Source organism: Mycobacterium sp. NPDC004974, assembly GCF_053600815.1.
Window position 1 is genome coordinate 125312 of sequence record NZ_JBSGAQ010000015.1, and the last position, 18823, is coordinate 144134.

19 protein-coding genes are annotated in these 18823 nt (G+C 66.8%); 17 read left to right on the forward strand and 2 right to left on the reverse strand.

Going from position 1 to position 18823, the window contains the following annotated elements:
- Nucleotides 1-63: 63 nt before the first annotated feature.
- The 17 genes from ftsH to ACWEFV_RS27010 all read left to right on the forward strand — a co-directional run bounded on the left by ftsH (nucleotide 64) and on the right by ACWEFV_RS27010 (nucleotide 16846).
- On the forward strand, nucleotides 64-2364 hold the full coding sequence (gene ftsH / locus ACWEFV_RS26930; protein WP_135458993.1) for an ATP-dependent zinc metalloprotease FtsH: 2301 nt from the start codon (nucleotides 64-66) through the stop codon (nucleotides 2362-2364).
- Nucleotides 2365-2383: 19 nt separating this feature from the next.
- Complete coding sequence (gene folE, locus ACWEFV_RS26935; protein WP_450072401.1) at nucleotides 2384-3001, forward strand: GTP cyclohydrolase I FolE; 618 nt, start codon at nucleotides 2384-2386, stop codon at nucleotides 2999-3001.
- A gap of 44 nt (nucleotides 3002-3045) precedes the next feature.
- Nucleotides 3046-3855 (forward strand): dihydropteroate synthase, encoded by an 810-nt coding sequence (folP, locus tag ACWEFV_RS26940; protein ID WP_450072447.1) that lies wholly within the window; start codon nucleotides 3046-3048, stop codon nucleotides 3853-3855.
- Nucleotides 3848-4219, forward strand: coding sequence for a dihydroneopterin aldolase (gene folB, locus ACWEFV_RS26945; RefSeq protein WP_450072402.1), 372 nt, complete (start codon nucleotides 3848-3850; stop codon nucleotides 4217-4219). Before folP ends, folB begins: the two co-directional genes overlap by 8 nt.
- A complete protein-coding gene (gene folK, locus ACWEFV_RS26950) occupies nucleotides 4216-4752 on the forward strand; it encodes a 2-amino-4-hydroxy-6-hydroxymethyldihydropteridine diphosphokinase (protein WP_450072403.1) in 537 nt (178 codons plus the stop codon). Before folB ends, folK begins: the two co-directional genes overlap by 4 nt.
- Complete coding sequence (locus tag ACWEFV_RS26955; protein WP_450072404.1) at nucleotides 4752-5228, forward strand: DUF3180 domain-containing protein; 477 nt, start codon at nucleotides 4752-4754, stop codon at nucleotides 5226-5228. The genes folK and ACWEFV_RS26955 overlap by 1 nt, the downstream gene beginning before the upstream one ends.
- 78 nt (nucleotides 5229-5306) lie before the next feature.
- The gene (locus tag ACWEFV_RS26960) at nucleotides 5307-6842 is read left to right on the forward strand and encodes a DUF6779 domain-containing protein (RefSeq protein WP_450072405.1); all 1536 of its coding nucleotides are present in this window, start codon (nucleotides 5307-5309) and stop codon (nucleotides 6840-6842) included.
- A gap of 82 nt (nucleotides 6843-6924) precedes the next feature.
- Nucleotides 6925-7896 (forward strand): Rossmann-like and DUF2520 domain-containing protein, encoded by a 972-nt coding sequence (locus tag ACWEFV_RS26965; RefSeq protein WP_450072406.1) that lies wholly within the window; start codon nucleotides 6925-6927, stop codon nucleotides 7894-7896.
- On the forward strand, nucleotides 7893-8837 hold the full coding sequence (gene panC / locus ACWEFV_RS26970) for a pantoate--beta-alanine ligase (protein ID WP_450072407.1): 945 nt from the start codon (nucleotides 7893-7895) through the stop codon (nucleotides 8835-8837). Before ACWEFV_RS26965 ends, panC begins: the two co-directional genes overlap by 4 nt.
- Nucleotides 8837-9253: an aspartate 1-decarboxylase gene (gene panD, locus ACWEFV_RS26975; RefSeq protein WP_135458973.1), complete on the forward strand. Its 417-nt coding sequence runs from the start codon at nucleotides 8837-8839 to the stop codon at nucleotides 9251-9253. Before panC ends, panD begins: the two co-directional genes overlap by 1 nt.
- The gene (locus ACWEFV_RS26980; protein ID WP_135458971.1) at nucleotides 9253-10068 is read left to right on the forward strand and encodes a type III pantothenate kinase; all 816 of its coding nucleotides are present in this window, start codon (nucleotides 9253-9255) and stop codon (nucleotides 10066-10068) included. Before panD ends, ACWEFV_RS26980 begins: the two co-directional genes overlap by 1 nt.
- Nucleotides 10069-10221: 153 nt before the next feature.
- Nucleotides 10222-11745 carry a lysine--tRNA ligase gene (lysS, locus tag ACWEFV_RS26985; protein WP_135458969.1) on the forward strand — a complete coding sequence of 508 codons (1524 nt, stop codon included), beginning with the start codon at nucleotides 10222-10224 and terminating at the stop codon, nucleotides 11743-11745.
- Nucleotides 11746-11876: 131 nt separating this feature from the next.
- A complete protein-coding gene (lsr2, locus tag ACWEFV_RS26990) occupies nucleotides 11877-12218 on the forward strand; it encodes a histone-like nucleoid-structuring protein Lsr2 (RefSeq protein ID WP_135458967.1) in 342 nt (113 codons plus the stop codon).
- Between the two features lie 313 nt (nucleotides 12219-12531).
- Nucleotides 12532-15060: an ATP-dependent protease ATP-binding subunit ClpC gene (gene clpC1, locus ACWEFV_RS26995; protein WP_450072408.1), complete on the forward strand. Its 2529-nt coding sequence runs from the start codon at nucleotides 12532-12534 to the stop codon at nucleotides 15058-15060.
- A 221-nt stretch (nucleotides 15061-15281) separates the two neighbouring features.
- Complete coding sequence (locus tag ACWEFV_RS27000) at nucleotides 15282-15497, forward strand: CbtB domain-containing protein (RefSeq protein WP_135458963.1); 216 nt, start codon at nucleotides 15282-15284, stop codon at nucleotides 15495-15497.
- Between the two features lie 24 nt (nucleotides 15498-15521).
- Nucleotides 15522-16292, forward strand: a complete 771-nt coding sequence (locus ACWEFV_RS27005; protein WP_450072409.1) for a CbtA family protein — start codon at nucleotides 15522-15524, stop codon at nucleotides 16290-16292.
- Nucleotides 16289-16846, forward strand: coding sequence for a histidine phosphatase family protein (locus ACWEFV_RS27010; protein WP_450072410.1), 558 nt, complete (start codon nucleotides 16289-16291; stop codon nucleotides 16844-16846). The genes ACWEFV_RS27005 and ACWEFV_RS27010 overlap by 4 nt, the downstream gene beginning before the upstream one ends.
- 11 nt (nucleotides 16847-16857) lie before the next feature.
- On the opposite strand, the gene ACWEFV_RS27015 is transcribed toward ACWEFV_RS27010, so the two are convergent.
- Nucleotides 16858-17370 carry a hypothetical protein gene (locus tag ACWEFV_RS27015; RefSeq protein WP_450072411.1) on the reverse strand — a complete coding sequence of 171 codons (513 nt, stop codon included), beginning with the start codon at nucleotides 17368-17370 and terminating at the stop codon, nucleotides 16858-16860.
- On the reverse strand, nucleotides 17367-18806 hold the full coding sequence (locus ACWEFV_RS27020; protein WP_450072412.1) for a serine/threonine-protein kinase: 1440 nt from the start codon (nucleotides 18804-18806) through the stop codon (nucleotides 17367-17369). Before ACWEFV_RS27020 ends, ACWEFV_RS27015 begins: the two co-directional genes overlap by 4 nt.
- Nucleotides 18807-18823: the final 17 nt, after the last annotated feature.

Here is an 18823-nt window from a genome sequence, read left to right on the forward strand (position 1 = left end):
GTAGCCTTGAATGTCTCAACTGCGCACGTTGGAAGGACCGGGCCGAACTCGGCCGAGTGATCGATGAACCGCAAAAATGTGATCCGTACGCTGACCGTGATCGCGGTCGTGCTGTTGCTGGGCTGGTCGTTTTTCTATTTCAGCGACGACACCCGCGGCTACAAACCCGTCGACACCTCGGTGGCGGTGGCGCAGATCAATGCCGACAACGTCAACAACGCCCAGATCGACGACCGCGAACAGCAGCTGCGTCTCGATCTGAAGAGCGGCAAAGACGAGACCGAGAATTCCGACAAGGTCATCACCAAGTACCCGACCGGCTATGCCATCAAGCTGGCCGATCAGCTGGATGCCAAGCACATCAAGTTCGGCACCACTGTCAATCAGGGCAGCTTCCTCGGCTCGATGCTGATCTACATGCTGCCGCTGCTGTTGCTGGTCGGCCTGTTCGTGATGTTCTCCCGGATGCAGGGCGGCGGCCGGATGGGCTTCGGCTTCGGCAAGTCGAAGGCCAAGCAGCTGGGCAAGGACATGCCCAAGACCACGTTCGCCGACGTCGCAGGTGTCGACGAGGCGGTCGAGGAGCTCTACGAGATCAAGGACTTCCTGCAGAACCCGAGCCGGTATCAGGCGCTGGGCGCCAAGATCCCCAAGGGTGTGCTGCTGTACGGCCCGCCCGGAACCGGTAAGACCCTCCTGGCCCGCGCGGTCGCCGGTGAAGCCGGCGTTCCGTTCTTCACGATCTCCGGTTCGGACTTCGTCGAGATGTTCGTCGGTGTCGGCGCCTCCCGGGTGCGCGACATGTTCGAGCAGGCCAAGGCCAACAGCCCCTGCATCATCTTCGTCGACGAGATCGACGCCGTTGGTCGTCAGCGCGGCGCCGGCATGGGCGGCGGCCACGACGAGCGTGAGCAGACGCTGAACCAGTTGCTCGTCGAGATGGACGGGTTCGGCGACCGCCAGGGCGTCATCCTGATCGCGGCCACCAACCGGCCCGACATCCTCGACCCGGCCCTGCTGCGTCCGGGCCGCTTCGACCGGCAGATCCCGGTGTCCAACCCCGACCTCGCCGGCCGTCGCGCGGTGCTCAAGGTGCACTCGGCGGGCAAGCCGATCGCCCCCGACGCCGACCTGGACGGGCTGGCCAAGCGCACCGTCGGCATGTCCGGTGCCGACCTGGCCAACGTCATCAACGAGGCCGCACTGCTCACGGCCCGCGAGAACGGCACCGTCATCACCGGTGCGGCGCTGGAAGAGGCCGTCGACCGCGTCGTCGGCGGACCACGCCGCAAGGGCCGCATCATCAGCGAGCTGGAAAAGAAGATCACCGCGTACCACGAGGGCGGGCACACCCTGGCCGCGTGGGCGATGCCCGATATCGAACCGATCTACAAGGTGACGATCCTGGCCCGCGGTCGCACCGGCGGCCACGCCGTCGCAGTCCCCGAGGACGACAAGGGTCTGATGACCCGCTCGGAGATGATCGCCCGGCTGGTGTTCGCCATGGGTGGCCGCGCCGCCGAGGAGCTGGTCTTCCGCGAGCCCACGACAGGTGCGGTGTCCGACATCGAGCAGGCCACCAAGATCGCGCGCGCCATGGTCACCGAGTACGGCATGAGCTCCAAGCTGGGCGCCGTGCGATACGGCACCGAGCACGGCGACCCGTTCCTGGGCCGCACCATGGGCACCACGCCGGACTACTCCCACGACGTCGCCCGCGATATCGACGATGAGATGCGCAAGCTCATCGAGGCCGCTCACACCGAGGCGTGGGAGATCCTCACCGAGTATCGCGATGTGCTCGACACCTTGGCCGGTGAGCTCCTGGAGAAGGAGACACTGCACCGCGCCGAGTTGGAGGCCATCTTCAGTGACGTGAAGAAGCGTCCCCGGCTGACCATGTTCGACGACTTCGGTGGCCGGGTGCCGTCGGACAAGCCGCCGATCAAGACGCCGGGCGAGATCGCCATCGAGCGTGGCGAGCCGTGGCCGCCGCCGGTCCCCGAGCCGGCGTTCAAGGCCGCCATCGCTGCCGCCAGCCGAGAGGCCGAGCGGGCCAACGAGACCAACGGTGCCGGCACCAATGGTGCGCCGCCGAACGGTTCGACCCAGCCCGACTACGGCGCACCGGCCGGTTGGCACGCCCCTGGCTGGCCGCCCGCGCCGTCGCAGCCGGGATACCAGCCGCCCCAGCAGCAGCAGGGTTACTGGTACCCCCCGCCGCATCCGTCGGGATGGCAACAGCCCCAGCCGTACCCGTATCAGCCCTATCCTCATCCCGGCCAGCCCGCCCCCAATGAGGAGGCGAGTCAGGATGGCGGTCCCGAGCGGGCCGACCGGTCCAACCCACCGGCCCACGGCTGATCCGAGAACGGAGGCTTCGATGTCGCAGTCGCTGCGCGAGCATCACAACAACACCGATACGACCACGCGGGTGTTCGACCAACCGCGGGCCGAGGCGGCGGTGCGTGAGCTGCTGATCGCCATCGGTGAGGACCCTGACCGTCAGGGTCTGCTCGAAACCCCGGCCCGCGTGGCGCGTGCGTACAAAGAGCTGATGGCCGGGCTCTACACCGACCCGGACGCGGTGCTCAACACGACCTTTGACGAGGAACACGACGAACTCGTGCTGGTCAAGCAGATCCCGTTGTACTCCACGTGTGAACACCACCTGGTGTCGTTCCACGGGGTGGCCCATGTCGGGTACATCCCCGGGGTCGACGGCCGGGTGACCGGGCTGTCGAAGATCGCCCGCCTGGTCGACCTGTACTCGAAGCGCCCGCAGGTGCAGGAACGCCTGACCGCCCAGATCGCCGATGCGCTCATGCGCAAGCTCGACCCGCGCGGGGCAATCGTTGTGATCGAGGCCGAGCACCTCTGCATGGCCATGCGCGGCGTCCGCAAACCCGGCGCGGTCACCACCACCTCGGCGGTGCGCGGACAGTTCAAGACCGACAAGGCATCCCGGGCCGAGGCGCTGGAACTTATCCTGCGGAAGTGAACCTCCCCAGCCCGATTGTCCCTCGCGGAACGCGTGTGCAGGTCATGGGCGTGGTGAACGTGACCGACGATTCGTTTTCCGACGGCGGCAAGTTCATCGACCGTGACCGCGCTGTCGCACACGGGCTGGCGCTCGCTGCCGCCGGCGCCGCGATAATCGATGTGGGCGGGGAATCAACCCGCCCCGGTGCGGTGCGGGTTGACCCTGGCGTGGAGGCGGCCCGCGTCGCTCCCGTGATCGAAGCGCTTGCCTCCCAGGGGATCGCCGTCAGTATCGACACCATGCATGCCGACGTGGCGAAGGTCGCCCTGGAAAGCGGCGCGCAGATCGTCAACGACGTGTCCGGCGGACGCGCCGACCCGAACATGGCGCCCCTGCTCGCCGAGGCGAAGGTGCCGTGGATCCTGATGCACTGGCGTTCGGTCAGTGCCGAGCAGCCCCACCACGCCCCGGGTTACGGCGACGTGGTGGCCGAGGTCCGCGCCGAGCTGCTGGCCGCTGTCGATGCCGCGGTCGCCGCGGGTGTCGACCCGCAGCGGTTGATCATCGACCCGGGCCTGGGATTCGCCAAGACCGCCCAGGACAACTGGGCCTTGCTGCGTGCGCTGCCCGAATTCATCGACACCGGGATCCCGGTGTTGGTCGGTGCGTCACGCAAACGTTTCTTGGGTGCATTGCTGGCCGCACAGGATGGGACACCGCGGCCACCGGACGGCCGGGAGACCGCCACCGCGGCGATCTCGATGCTGGCCGCCCAGCACGGTGCCTGGGGTGTTCGGGTGCACGATGTGGTGGCCTCCGTCGACGCGCTCGCCGTGTTGGAAGCCTGGGAATCTGGAGGTCGGGTTGGCTGATCGAATTGAGTTGCGCGGCTTGCGGGTTCGCGGCAATCACGGGGTTTTCGACCATGAGCGCCGCGATGGCCAGGAGTTCGTCGTCGACATCACGGCGTGGGTGGACCTGCGCCGCGCGGCGGCCACCGACGATCTGGCCGACACCCTCGACTACGGCGCACTGGCCCAGCAGGCAGCTGACATCGTCGCGGGCCCGCCGCGCAATTTGATCGAGACGGTCTCCGCCGAAATCGCCGACGCCATCATGATCGACGAGCGCCTGCACGCGGTCGAGGTTGTCGTGCACAAGCCCAGCGCCCCGATTCCGCTGGCCTTCGACGATGTCGCCGTGGTGGCCCGGCGGTCCCGCAGGGGCACGCTGTGACCACCACTGTCCTGTCGATCGGGTCGAATCTCGGCGACCGGCTGGCCCGGTTGCAGTCGGTGGTCGACGGCCTCGGGAGTGCGGTGCGCGCGGTGTCGCCGGTATTCGAGACCGACGCCTGGGGCGGAGTCGAGCAGGGCCCGTTCCTGAACGCGGTGCTGATCGCCGATGATCCCGACCTCGACGGACACGGTTGGCTGTGCCGCGGCCAGCGGCTCGAGCAGGCGGCGGACCGGGTCCGGGAGCAGAAGTGGGGCCCGCGCACCCTCGATGTCGACCTGGTGACCTGCCATGACGGTGACGTTGAGGTGCTTTCCCATGACGACGACCTGACGTTGCCGCATCCGCTTGCTCACCTGCGCGCGTTCGTCCTGATCCCGTGGTTGGTCGTGGATCCGGATGCCACGCTGACGGTGGCCGGCCGGTCCCGTCGGGTGGCGCACCTGCTGGAGGAGATCGATCCGGCCGAGCGGGCCGGGGTCAGGCGCACCGACCTGGCGCTGGACTTCGGCACCGGACCGGTGGCGGACTGATGGGCCCCACCCGCAAGCGTGACCTGGCCGGCGCGGTCGCCGTCGTCGCCATCGTCGGCTACGTGCTGATCGGGGTGCTCTACCGGTGGTTCCCGCCGGTGACGTTGTGGACCGGGCTTTCGCTGCTGGCGGTCGCGCTCGTCGAGGCGGGCTGGGCGTTCTACGTGCGGGCCAAGATCAACGACGGCCAGATCGGGGTCGGCGGGGGCCGGTTGCACCCGCTCACGGTGGCCCGGTCGGTCGTGATCGCCAAGGCCTCGGCCTGGGTAGGCGCCATCGTCGCGGGCTGGTGGATCGGTGTGCTGGTGTACCTGCTGCCCCGACGGGGCGAACTGCGGGTGGCCGGCGAGGACACTCCGGGCGCGGCGGTGGCAGCGGTCAGTGCCCTGGCTCTGGCTGTCGCGGCGGTGTGGCTGCAGCACTGTTGCAAGTCCCCCGAGGAACCGCCGGACAACGGGGACACTGCGCCTGAGTGACGGATTGTCTGAGGTAGTTTGGCCGAATCGCCGCGGTGGTCGCCAGGCTAGATGACCGGTGACGGGTACAGTCGGCGCATGACCGTTCTGCCCCGCGGTGGTCGGCCACGGCGCGGCGGCCGAAGGCCAGGCTGGCTGCTCTTAACGGTATTGCTGGTACTCGCCATTCTGGCCAGTTCCGCATTGGTGTTCACCGATCGCGTCGAGTTGCTGAAGCTCGCAGTCATCCTGGCCCTGTGGGCTGCCGTGGTGGCGGCCTTCGTCTCCGTCATCTACCGGCGTCAGAGTGACCTGGACCAGGCCAAGGCCCGGGACCTGAAGTTCGTCTACGACCTGCAGCTGGATCGGGAGATCTCGGCGCGGCGGGAGTACGAGCTGACCGTCGAGACCGAGCTGCGCCGGGAGCTGGCCTCCGAGTTGCGCGCGCAGGCCGCCGACGAGGTTGCCGCGCTGCGCTCAGAGCTGGCCGCGTTGCGGGCGAACCTGGAGATCCTGTTCGACACGGACCTGGTGCACCGCCCGGCGATCGAGACCGACAAGAGCGCCGTGCGCACCGCGGGCCGGGTGACCGCCAGCCGCCTGGACGTGCCGCCGGTCGAGGTCACCGACATTCGGATTTCGCGGACCGAGGAAAGCCCCATCATCGATGTTCCGGCCGAACCGCATCCGCCGGAGAACGACTGGGCGACCTCGGGTGGTGCGCATCGTCTGCCGTCGCGACCGATGCCTGCCGGTGAACAGGCCCGGCGCCGACGGCGTCAGCAGGAGGCCCCGCGTCAGCAGGAGGCCCCCCGTCAGCAGGAGGCCAGGCCCCAGCCGTGGCCTGAACCACAACCCGTATCTCGGCCAGAACCGCAACCTGCGCCTCGACCTGAGCCGCAACCTGCGCCTCGACCTGAGCCGCAACCTGCGCCCCGGCCGGAGCCGCAACCCCGACCCGAGCCGCAACCGGCCGCACGCAGGCAGCCCGAGCCGCCGTCGACCTGGGCGCCGCCCCCACCGCCGCCGGCGATGCCGCCGATGCAGCCCTCGCCCACGATCGAAGCCCCTGAACCCGAGCCGGCGAGCACGCCTGCACCGGCAGTCGAGCCTGCGGCCACGGGTTGGCAACCGGCTCCCGCCGAGGGGCAGTGGATTCCCGCCGGCGCCCCCGGCAGCAACTGGGCTGCGCCCATCGCTCAGAACGGCGCCACGACGGAGTATGTCGGCAGGCGTCGCGCACCTGATTCAATGCTCGAAGCAACCCCGCCGGACGCCCCCGAGGCAACGCCGCCGGAGGCCCCCGAACCGGCCCCGGCGCCTGCCGAACCGGCCCCGCCGGCGGCCCCCGCAATGTCGGCGGCTCAGGCTCCCGAGCCGCCCCGTGGCCGGCACTCCGCCGCAGCGGAGATCGCCGATCCCGGCCGCTCCCCGGCGGCACCGGCGTCCCCGGCATTGGCCACAGAATCCTCGCAACCACCGACGCCGCCCCGGCGGGCTTCACGGCACGGCAGCGAAGCGGAACCCGAGCCGGCGAACGGACACCATGCCGACGGACAGTCGGTGAATGAGCTGCTGGCGCGGTTTCAGTCCGGCCCGGCCGAAGGCGGGCGTCGCAGGCGCCGCGAGGAGTGAGCTAGTCTCGTGACGACCGTCCGGTACCCGCAACGCGGGACTGGAACGAGAAGAACCTATTCATCCTGTGAGGTCGTCTGCGATGGAGCAGCCCCCTGCAAACGGGTGGTCCCCCCCTGAGGGATTGCGTCCTGCCAGGCTCAGCGTCGGCATCATTTCGGCCGGCCGGGTCGGCACGGCGCTCGGCTATGCCCTGGAACGGGTCGAGCACGTGGTGGTGGCGTGCAGCGCGATCTCCGAGGCCTCGCGGCTGCGGGCGCAGCGCCGGCTGCCCGACACCTCGATCCTTCCCGTCCCCGACGTGGCGCAGCGGGCCGAACTCCTGCTGTTGACGGTTCCGGACGCCGAGCTGCCGTCACTGGTATCGGGTCTGGCATCCACCGGCGTGGTGCGGCCCGGCACGATCGTGGTGCACACTTCCGGCGCCAACGGGGTCGCGGTACTGGCCCCGCTGACCGAGCAGGGGTGCATTCCGTTGGCCATTCACCCGGCGATGACGTTCACCGGCTCCGACGAGGACCTCGCGCGGCTGCCCGATACGTGCTTCGGGATCACCGCGGCCGACGAAGTCGGTTACGCGATCGGTCAGTCGCTGGTGCTGGAGATCGGCGGTGAGCCGTTCCGGGTGCCCGAGCACGCGCGGACGCAGTACCACGCGGCGCTGGCGCATGCCAGCAACCACCTGGTCACCCTGGTGCTCGACGCCGTCGACACCCTGCGGGCCTCACTGCGCGGCGAGGAACTGCTCGGCCAGGAACTTGTCGGCGATGCCCCCGGCGGTCTGCCCGAGCGGGTGGTGGGCCCACTGGCCCGGGCCGCGCTGGAAAATGCGCTCCAACGCGGCCAGGCCGCATTGACCGGACCTGTTGCGCGTGGTGACGCAGCAGCGGTGGCCGCGCATCTGAATGCCCTACGCGCATTGGATTATCAACTGGCCCAGGCGTATCGGGCCGATTCGCTGCGTACCGCCCAACGCGCCCACGCGCCCATGGACGTCTTCGAGGTGCTCTCAGGCACCGGCCCGGAAACCAGCCCTGAAACGAGTCAAGGATGACCCAGAGCAACCCTCCCAAGTTCGTCGCCGGTGAACTGAACGTCTACTCGGCACCTGCCGATGTCGCGGCCGTCACCCGGGCCCTGCGCGCCAGCGGGCGCCGGGTCACCCTCGTACCCACCATGGGTGCGCTGCACGAGGGCCACCTGACGCTGATCCGCGCCGCCAAGCGCGTCCCCGGTGCCGTCGTGGTGGTGTCGATCTTCGTCAACCCGTTGCAGTTCGGGGCCGGAGAGGATCTCGACGCCTACCCGCGCACCCTCGATGAGGACCTGGCCGCGCTGCGTGCCGAAGGGGTCGAGATCGCTTTCACCCCAACCGGTTCGGCAATGTACCCGGACGGCCCGCGGACCAGTGTGCAACCGGGTCCTGCGGGTGGCGAGCTCGAAGGCGCCTCGCGCCCCGGTCATTTCGCCGGTGTGCTGACCGTCGTGCTCAAGCTGCTCCAGATCGTCCGGCCCGACCGGGCCTTCTTCGGCGAAAAGGATTATCAGCAACTGGCATTGATCCGGCAGATGGTCACCGATCTCAACATCGACGTACAGATCGTCGGAGTTCCCATCGTCCGCGAATCCGACGGACTGGCGATGTCGTCGCGGAATCGATACCTGGACGCCGATGAACGTGAGCAGGCCGGGGCGTTGTCGGCGGCGCTGCTGGCCGGTAAGTACGCCGCGGCCGGCGGCGCGTCGGCCACCATCGATGCGGCCCGGGCCGTGCTCGATGAGGTACCCGCGATCGACGTCGACTACCTGGAGGTGCGGGACCCGATGCTGGGCCCCGCGCCGGGCGAGGGCCAGGCGCGGCTGCTGGTGGCGGCTCGGCTGGGCCGAACCAGACTGCTGGACAACATCTCTGTCGACATCGGGGCGTCCGCCGGAATCGACGGACACCCTCGCGTCGGCGACGGCGACAATCACGAACTGCCCTGGAGGAACTGATGCAGCGCACCATGCTGAAATCCAAGATCCACCGTGCCACGGTGACGCAGGCCGACCTGCACTACGTGGGCTCGGTGACCATCGACGCCGACTTGATGGAGGCGGCCGACCTGCTCGAAGGCGAGCAGGTGACCATCGTCGACATCGACAACGGTGCCCGGCTGGTGACCTACGCCATCACCGGTGAGCGCGGCACGGGGGTGATCGGGATCAACGGTGCCGCAGCACATCTCATCCACCCCGGCGACCTGGTCATTCTCATCGCCTACGGGGTGATGGAGGACGCCGAGGCTCGCACCTACCAGCCGCGGATCGTGTTCGTGGACGCCGACAACAAGCACATCGACCTCGGTGAACACAGCCACGACCCCGCGTACGTCCCCGCAGATGCGTCCGAACTGATGTCGCCGCGATAATGCTGCTCGCCATCGACGTCCGCAACACCCACACCATGGTCGGACTGATCTCCGGTTCCGGAGACCACGCGAAAGTGGTGCAGCAGTGGCGGATCCGGACCGAATCCGAGGTGACCGCCGATGAGTTGGCGCTCACCATCGACGGCCTGATCGGTGACGACTCCGAGCACCTGACCGGGGCCGCGGGGCTGTCCACCGTGCCTTCGGTGCTGCATGAGGTGCGTCTGATGCTCGAGCAGTACTGGCCCTCTGTGCCGCATGTGCTGATCGAGCCCGGCGTGCGTACCGGTATCCCGTTGCTGGTCGACAACCCCAAGGAAGTCGGCGCCGATCGGATCGTGAATTGCCTTGCCGCCTACCACAAATACGGCACCGCGGCGATCATCGTCGACTTCGGCTCGTCGATCTGCGTCGACGTGGTGTCAGCCAAAGGTGAGTTCCTCGGCGGGGCGATCGCACCCGGTGTGCAGGTGTCCTCCGACGCCGCGGCCGCCCGCTCGGCCGCGCTGCGCCGGGTCGAGTTGACCCGTCCGCGCTCGGTGATCGGCAAGAACACCGTGGAATGCATGCAGGCCGGTGCGGTTTTCGGGTTCGCCGGGCTGGTCGACGGACTGGTCAGCCGGATCCGCGAGGACGTCGACGGGTTCTCCGGCAGCGACGTCGCGGTGGTGGCCACCGGCTACACCGCTCCCTTGGTGCTGCCGGACCTGCGCACAGTCGAGCATTACGACCGCCACCTCACCCTCGACGGCCTGCGCCTGGTGTTCGAGCGCAACCGCGACAGCCAGCGGGGCAGGCTCAAGCCGGCCCGGTGACCGGTGTGAGGTTGTGCACACCTGGAGGGCGGTCTGACCCCCACCGGGGAGCGGGTATGCCCTTGAACCGCCAGTCCAGCGGCTCATGGTCGAGTGCTGCCACCTTGTCGGCGTGCAATTGAGCGCTCACGTGTTCATTTAAGCTGGCATTTTGTGAGCCCAGCCGATCGCGACGACGCGTCCCAGTCCCAGGCCGACCTTCCTGAACAATTCCGGATTCGTCAGGCCAAGCGGGAGCGCCTGCTGGCAGAAGGCCGCGAGCCCTATCCGGTGACCGTTCCGCGGACCCATTCGCTGGCCGAACTGCGCGCCGCCTATCCGGATCTGGCCGTCGACACCCAGACCGGCCAGATGGTCGGTGTCTCGGGTCGGGTGGTGTTCGCCCGGAATTCCGGCAAGTTGTGCTTCGCGACGCTGCAGGAGGGCGACGGCACGCAGTTGCAGGCGATGATCAGCCTGGCCCAGGTGGGGCAGGAGTCGCTGGATGCGTGGAAGGCCGACGTCGATCTGGGCGACATCGTGTTCGTCCACGGCGAGGTGATCAGCTCCAAGCGCGGTGAGCTGTCGGTGCTGGCCGATTCGTGGCAGATGGCGGCCAAGGCCTTGCGACCGCTCCCCGTTGCTCACAAGGAAATGAGCGAAGAGGCCCGCGTGCGTCAGCGCTATGTCGATCTCATCGTGCGTCCGGAGGCGCGCAGCATCGCGCGTCAGCGGGTGGCAGTGGTGCGCGCGGTGCGGGCGGCACTGGAACGGCGCGGTTTCCTCGAGGTCGAGACGCCGATGCTGCAAACGCTGGCCGGCGGGGCGGCGGCACGGCCGTTCATCACCCATTCCAATGCGCTCGACGTTGATCTGTACCTTCGGATTGCGCCGGAATTGTTCCTCAAACGCTGCATCGTCGGCGGTTTTGACCGGGTTTTCGAGTTGAATCGGAACTTTCGTAACGAAGGCGTCGATTCCACACACTCGCCGGAATTCTCGATGTTGGAGACATATCAGGCCTACGGTGACTACAACGATTCGGCGCAAGTCACGCGGGAACTCATTCAAGAGGTTGCCGACGAGGCGATCGGCACGCGTCAAGTGCCATTGCCCGATGGCACTGTCTACGATCTCGACGGCCAATGGGACACATTGGAAATGTATCCCTCGCTGTCTGAGGCGCTCGGTGAGGAGATCACGCCCGACACATCAGTTGAGTACTTGTGGCGTATTGCCGAGGGACTCGAGTTGGAGATTCCGCGGGACCGTGGCTACGGGCACGGAAAATTGGTCGAGGAACTGTGGGAACACACCGTGGGAGAGAAGTTGTGGGCTCCCACGTTCGTGCGCGACTTCCCGGTCGAGACCTCGCCGCTTACCCGGGCTCACCGCAGCATCCCCGGAGTGACCGAGAAATGGGATCTCTACGTGCGGCGTTTCGAACTCGCCACCGGATATTCCGAACTCATCGACCCGGTAATCCAGCGGGAACGATTCGAAGCCCAGGCCCGTGCCGCCGCCGCCGGCGACGACGAGGCAATGGTTCTCGATGACGATTTCCTTGCCGCATTGGAGTACGCGATGCCGCCCACAACGGGTACCGGAATGGGTATCGATCGCTTGTTGATGGCGTTGACGGGGTTGTCTATTCGGGAGACGGTTTTGTTCCCGATTGTTCGCCGTCACAGTAACTAGCCAGTGCAACCGATCCGACTTGATCGACAGGTCGTTGGAAATGTTTGCGTTTTTGTGGCACATTGGGTCGCGGGTGCAGGATACTCAGGTGTAGTCACCAATGCGTATGCAGAAGGGTTCGGTGCGGGGTAATGGCGAAAAAAGTGACCGTCACGTTGGTCGATGATTTCGACGGTGAGGCCACCGCCGATGAGACGGTCGAATTCGGCCTCGACGGTGTTACCTATGAGATCGACCTTTCCTCCAAGAATGCCGCCAAGCTCCGTAACGATCTGAAGCAGTGGGTGGAGGCCGGACGCCGGGTCGGTGGGCGTCGACGCGGACGGGCGGCAGGCCCGGTCCGTGGCCGTGGCGCCATCGATCGAGAGCAGAGTGCCGCCATCCGCGAATGGGCCCGCCGCAACGGGCACAACGTGTCCACCCGTGGCCGGATCCCCGCCGACGTCATCGACGCTTTCCATGCCGCAACATAAACGACTGCAACTTAACCGATAGTTGCCAGCTCCGGACCGGTGAGAATTCCCGGTCCGGAGTTTTTCGCTAGTGGCGAACCGGAAAGCCGTGGATTTCGGAAACGATTCGCCGACCGGCGGCGTTGCTCATCTGCAGAACTACATGTGGACAGCTCGTACCGGGTGATCGCTCTGCGGAACGGACCGCCAACCTCCGCGCCCGGGACGGCCGCCCATTAGAGTGGACGGTAGGTACTACGTGCGGGCTATTGGAAAACCGACAGAACGCGGCCGTACGCGGGTATCGCTAGCGATGGAGAGCAGGTAACCACCGATGTTTGAGAGATTCACCGACCGTGCCCGCAGGGTCGTCGTCCTGGCGCAAGAAGAGGCCCGGATGCTCAACCACAACTACATCGGGACCGAGCACATCCTGTTGGGTCTTATTCACGAGGGCGAGGGCGTAGCCGCCAAGTCGCTGGAGTCGTTGGGCATCTCGCTGGAAGGCGTGCGCAGCCAGGTCGAGGAGATCATCGGCCAGGGCCAGCAGGCCCCGTCCGGGCACATCCCGTTCACGCCGCGCGCCAAGAAGGTGCTGGAGCTGTCCCTGCGCGAGGCGCTGCAGCTCGGCCACAACTACATCGGCACGGAGCACATTCTGCTCGGCCTGATTCGTGAGGGCGAGGGCGTCGCGGCCCAGGTGCTGGTCAAGCTCGGCGCCGAGCTGACCCGCGTGCGCCAGCAGGTCATCCAGCTGCTGAGCGGTTACCAGGGCAAGGAGGCCGCCGAGGCCGGCACCGGTGGTCGTGGTGGCGAGTCGGGCAACCCGTCGACCTCGCTGGTCCTCGACCAGTTCGGCCGTAACCTGACCGCCGCCGCCATGGAGGGCAAGCTCGATCCGGTCATCGGCCGTGAGAAGGAAATCGAGCGGGTCATGCAGGTGCTGAGCCGCCGCACCAAGAACAACCCGGTGCTGATCGGCGAGCCCGGCGTCGGCAAGACCGCCGTCGTCGAGGGCCTGGCCCAGGCCATCGTGCACGGCGAGGTCCCCGAGACGCTCAAGGACAAGCAGCTCTACACCCTGGACCTCGGTTCGCTGGTGGCCGGCAGCCGCTACCGCGGTGATTTCGAGGAGCGCCTCAAGAAGGTGCTCAAGGAGATCAACACCCGCGGCGACATCATCCTGTTCATCGACGAGCTGCACACGCTCGTGGGTGCGGGTGCTGCCGAGGGCGCGATCGACGCCGCGTCGATCCTGAAGCCGAAGCTGGCCCGTGGCGAGCTGCAGACCATCGGCGCCACCACGCTCGACGAGTACCGCAAGTACATCGAGAAGGATGCCGCTCTGGAGCGTCGTTTCCAGCCGGTGCAGGTGGGTGAGCCGACCGTCGAGCACACCATCGAGATCCTCAAGGGTCTGCGTGACCGCTACGAGGCGCACCACCGCGTCTCGATCACCGACGGCGCGCTGGTGGCCGCGGCAACCCTGGCCGACCGGTACATCAACGACCGGTTCCTGCCGGACAAGGCGATCGACCTGATCGACGAGGCAGGCGCCCGGATGCGCATCCGCCGGATGACCGCACCGCCAGACCTGCGCGAGTTCGACGAGAAGATCGCCGACGCGCGCCGGGAGAAGGAGTCCGCGATCGACGCGCAGGACTTCGAGAAGGCCGCGAGCCTGCGCGACAAGGAGAAGCAGCTGGTCGCGCAGCGTGGCGAGCGCGAGAAGCAGTGGCGCTCAGGCGATCTCGATGTTGTCGCCGAGGTCGATGACGAGCAGATCGCCGAGGTGCTCGGCAACTGGACCGGTATCCCGGTGTTCAAGCTGACCGAGGCCGAGACCACGCGTCTGCTGCGTATGGAGGATGAGCTGCACAAGCGGATCATCGGCCAGGAGGATGCCGTCAAGGCCGTCTCAAAGGCGATCCGCCGTACCCGCGCCGGCCTGAAGGACCCGAAGCGCCCGTCCGGTTCGTTCATCTTCGCCGGCCCGTCCGGTGTCGGTAAGACCGAGCTGTCCAAGGCGCTGGCCAACTTCCTGTTCGGCGACGACGATGCGCTCATCCAGATCGACATGGGTGAGTTCCACGACCGCTTCACCGCGTCGCGGCTGTTCGGTGCCCCTCCGGGCTACGTCGGCTACGAAGAGGGCGGCCAGCTCACCGAGAAGGTGCGTCGCAAGCCGTTCTCGGTCGTGTTGTTCGACGAGATCGAGAAGGCCCACCAGGAGATCTACAACAGCCTGTTGCAGGTTCTGGAGGACGGCCGCCTCACCGACGGTCAGGGCCGCACGGTCGACTTCAAGAACACCGTGTTGATCTTCACCTCGAACCTCGGCACGTCCGACATCAGCAAGGCGGTTGGCCTCGGCTTCACCCAGGGTGGCGGCGAGAACAACTACGAGCGGATGAAGCAGAAGGTCAACGACGAGCTCAAGAAGCACTTCCGCCCTGAGTTCCTCAACCGCATCGACGACATCATCGTCTTCCACCAGCTGACACAGGACGAGATCGTCCAGATGGTGGAACTGATGATCGGCCGGGTCGGAAACCAGCTCAAGGCCAAGGACATGGCGATGGAGCTGACCGACAAGGCCAAGGCCCTGCTGGCCAAGCGCGGCTTCGATCCGGTGCTGGGTGCCCGCCCGTTGCGGCGCACCATCCAGCGTGAGATCGAGGACCAGCTCTCCGAGAAGATCCTCTTCGAGGAGATCGGCCCGGGCCAGCTGGTGACGGTCGACGTCGAGGGTTGGGACGGCGAGGGTGCCGGCGAGAACGCGAAGTTCACGTTCGCCGGAGCGCCCAAGGCGGCCGGCTCCGACGGTCCGGATCTGGCGAAGGCCGGAGCGACCGCCGAATAAGGTCCAAGACGAAAAATGCCCCCGCCGCAACGGCGGGGGCATTTTTCATGCCGGTTCCATACCTGCCGATGCGGAGAACTCCTGCGCGGTGTTTAGGATGCTGGTGTAATCGACAGGCAGAGGAACCTGGTGAGAATCCAGGACGGCCGCGCCACTGTTAACAGTCAGACCCTTACCTGTCACGACACGGACTGGGACGCGAATTCCCGGAAAGGACCGGTATGACTCCCACTGAGGCACGCAAGAGCCACGCCCCCGCGATCGAGCTGTCGGCCACCAAGGCGGTGCTCTGGCTGACCCTGACGGCGTTCATCGCGCTGCTGGCCCTCTACTTCGTCGGGATGGACCAAGGCGCAACCTCGGTTCTGGGCAATAACACCTACGTGCACGAGTTCGTGCACGACGCCCGGCACCTGCTCGGTTTCCCCTGCCACTGATACGCAGCGGAGATCCCGAACAAAATGGAAAAACAGATCATCGGGCGCGGCCTTCTGGCCGGCGCCCTAGCTGGCGTGTTCGCCTTCATCTGGGCCAAGCTGCTGATCGAGCCGATCATCGGTCGGGCAATCGACTTCGAGAACGGTGTCGGTGCAGCGCATGAAGCGGCAGAGCATTCACATGGCGCCGGGGGACATTCCCACGGCGGCGGCGAGAGCGCCGAGGTGTTCACCCGCGGCGTGCAGTCCAACATCGGCATGGGTCTTGGCGTACTGATCTTCAGCGTGGCGATGGGAGCGCTGCTGGCCGTCGTGTTCTGCGCGGTGTACGGCAGGGCCAACCTGTCCGCGCGGGCGTTGGCGGCGCTGACCGCCGGCGGCATGCTGGTCTCGCTGTGGATCGTCCCGGCGCTCAAATACCCGCCGAACCCACCTGCGGTCAGCCTCGAGGAGACCATCCAGCAGCGGACCCTGCTGTACCTGCTGTTGGTGGTGCTCTCGGCCGGGCTGTTCGTGGGCTCGGTCCTGCTGGCGCGTCGACTGACGCCGAGGCTAGGGGTGTGGAATGCCACCCTGGTCGGCGCCGCGGACTACGTGGTGTCGATGGCCGTGGTCTTCCTGATCCTGCCGGGCATCCATGAGACCCCGTCGACGTTCCCTGCCGATGACCTCTACCAGTTCCGGCTGTACTCGCTGGGCACCCAGGTGGTGATCTGGGCGACGATCGGACTGGTGTTTGGGGCGCTGGTGTCGAAGGTGCTCGAGGGCAAGCGACAGGAGCAACTGATCGCGTGAGTGAAGTCGTCCGGCTGACGTTGGTGTCTCATGCCATGACCGACGCCACGGCGGCCGGACGATTTCCCACCGATGAGCCGCTGAATGCGTTGGGCCATCGGCAGGCCGATGCGACCGTCGAACTCGGGGTCGTCGACGCCGCGTACTGCGGCCCCGAGAAGCGGGCCCGCCAGACCGCCGAACTGCTCGGCCTGTCGGCGGCGGTCGAACCCCAACTGGCGGATCTGGACTTCGGGAGCTGGCGCGGAGCTGTACTGAGCGGCGTACAGCCCGCAGACCTGGCGGTCTGGCTGACCGATCCGACCCGGGCGCCCCACGGCGGCGAGTCGGTGGTCGACCTCGTCAACCGGGTGCACGGTTGGATGGACAGCCTGGCCTCGGCGCGGGGACGGCTGGTCGCCGTCACTCACCCCGCGGTGATCCGGGCGGCCATCCTGGTGGCCCTGGATGCCCCGCCAAAATCGTTCTGGCGCATCGATATCGCGCCGATGAGCCGGACCGTGATGAATTTCCGTGGTCAGGCCTGGACGCTGCGGAGCAGCGCTACCTCGTGAGGCCGGTCAGGTCACTGGGGATCGAAACTGTCGATGCGCCACTGTCCGTCGACTTTCTTCAGGCCTACCCGCACGGCGCTCTGACTGGTGGAGGGGTCTGGGTTGTCCGTGCTGGTGGTGACTTGATTGAGGAACACCAAAGCCGCTGCTGTGACGGGGTTGTCGATGGAGATGACGCCGGACTGCACAACGGTTGTCGTGGTCTTGACGTTCTTCTGGCGCGCGGCAGGAAGGACGGTCTGCTGGGTGAAATTCTTGTAGTAGTCGGCGAATGCGCCCGTGGTGACCGCAAGTCCCGCAGCCAGGTCCTGCTCGATGGTGTCGGAGGAGTACGTCATGATCTTGACGGTGTTGGTCGCCGCGGCATCGGCGACGGCCTGCCGTAGGTCAGCCTGATCGGCGAGTGCGGACGGTGCTGGGCGGCTTTTCACGATCAGCTGGATGCCGCCGAGCGCAGTCACGGTGGCGACACCGATGATCAATGCGGCGTTGATGATCCACAGAACCGTCTGGCGGCCCGTCACGATGCGAACTCAACTTTCGAAGTCTTGAAGGTGCCGTCGACTTTCTCGATGGTCATGATCAGTCGCCAGTTTCGAGGGGTCTGGTCAGGGGCGGCGTTGCTCGCTGTCTGTGCGACTGCGGCAACGAGAATCATCGCGCTCTCGGCGCGATCGTCGAAGGACTTCAACGCCACGGATTTGGTGGTTGCGGTCGTTGTGACACCGCTTCCTTTCAATGTCTGGACGAAAGTGTCACGCTGTGAGGCGAAGTCGTCGCGAAATGCTCCGGTCGAGTTGTCCAAGATCCAATCGACGTCGGTGTCACTGTTCTTTGCACTCACCGACATCATCCGTTCGGTGAAAGACTTGGCGAAATCGGTATACGGCTGCCACTGTGTCGACGTCGCGGCATGAGGGGTGGGGCGCGACCACTGCCACGCCGTGAACACGCCCGCGCCGGTGAGCAACACGAGGAGCGCCAGCATGACGGCCACCGCCGCGGCGGTCCCGCGAGGTGATGCCGCTGGGACGGCGAACTGCGTCGGTGCCTGCGCCATCGGCGCGATCGCAGCCGGCATCGTCATCTGCTGATGGATCGATTGCGGCGCACCGAACACGGCACCGCCGCCGACACCGGCAAGTGCCTGCGCAAGATCTGAGCACTTCGGGTAGCGGTCGGCGGGCGACTTCGCCAATGCTCGCGCGAAAACCGGGTCCAGCCGCGCCAGTTCGGGCCGGAACTGCGACAGGGGAGGCGGCGCCGCACTGAGGTGCTTGCCGATCACGACGGCAGGATTGGAATCGACGAACGGAGGTGTGCCGGCCAGAAGGTGAAACATCGTGGCGGCCAACGCATATTGATCGGCCCGGCCATCCAGTTGGTTACCCAACAGCTGCTCGGGGGCGGCGTAGGCGACGGTGCCCACGGTGGTGTTGGTTGCGGTCAGTCCGCTGATGTCCCCGGTGCGGCGGGCAATGCCGAAGTCGGCGAGCAGGATGCGTTGGTCGGCGTGGTCGCTCTCGCCGAGCAGAATGTTGGCGGGCTTGACGTCGCGGTGCAACATCCCGTGGCCGTGCGCGTAGTCCAGTGCTGAGGCGACCGCGGTGGCGATCGCCGTCGCCTGGGGCAGCGGCAGCCCCGCCGGATACGCCCGCGCCAGAACCGCAGCGTCCTGGCCGCGGACATAGTCCATCGAGATCCACAGTTGGCCGTCGGCCTCGCCGCGGTCGTGCAGGGCGACGATGTTGGGATGCCACAAACTCGAGGCCAGTTCGGCTTCTCGGGTGAACCGGTCGCGGTAGTCGGGATCCTGGGAGGCGCTGGCCGGCAGAATCTTGATGGCCTCCTGGCGGGGCAGGCGCGGGTGCCCGACCAGATAGACCTCGCCCATCCCGCCGGAGCCCAGCGGCTGTATCACCGTGAACCCAGCAAAATTCGACCCCGTCTGCAGCGGCATGCAGCGGATCGTACCGA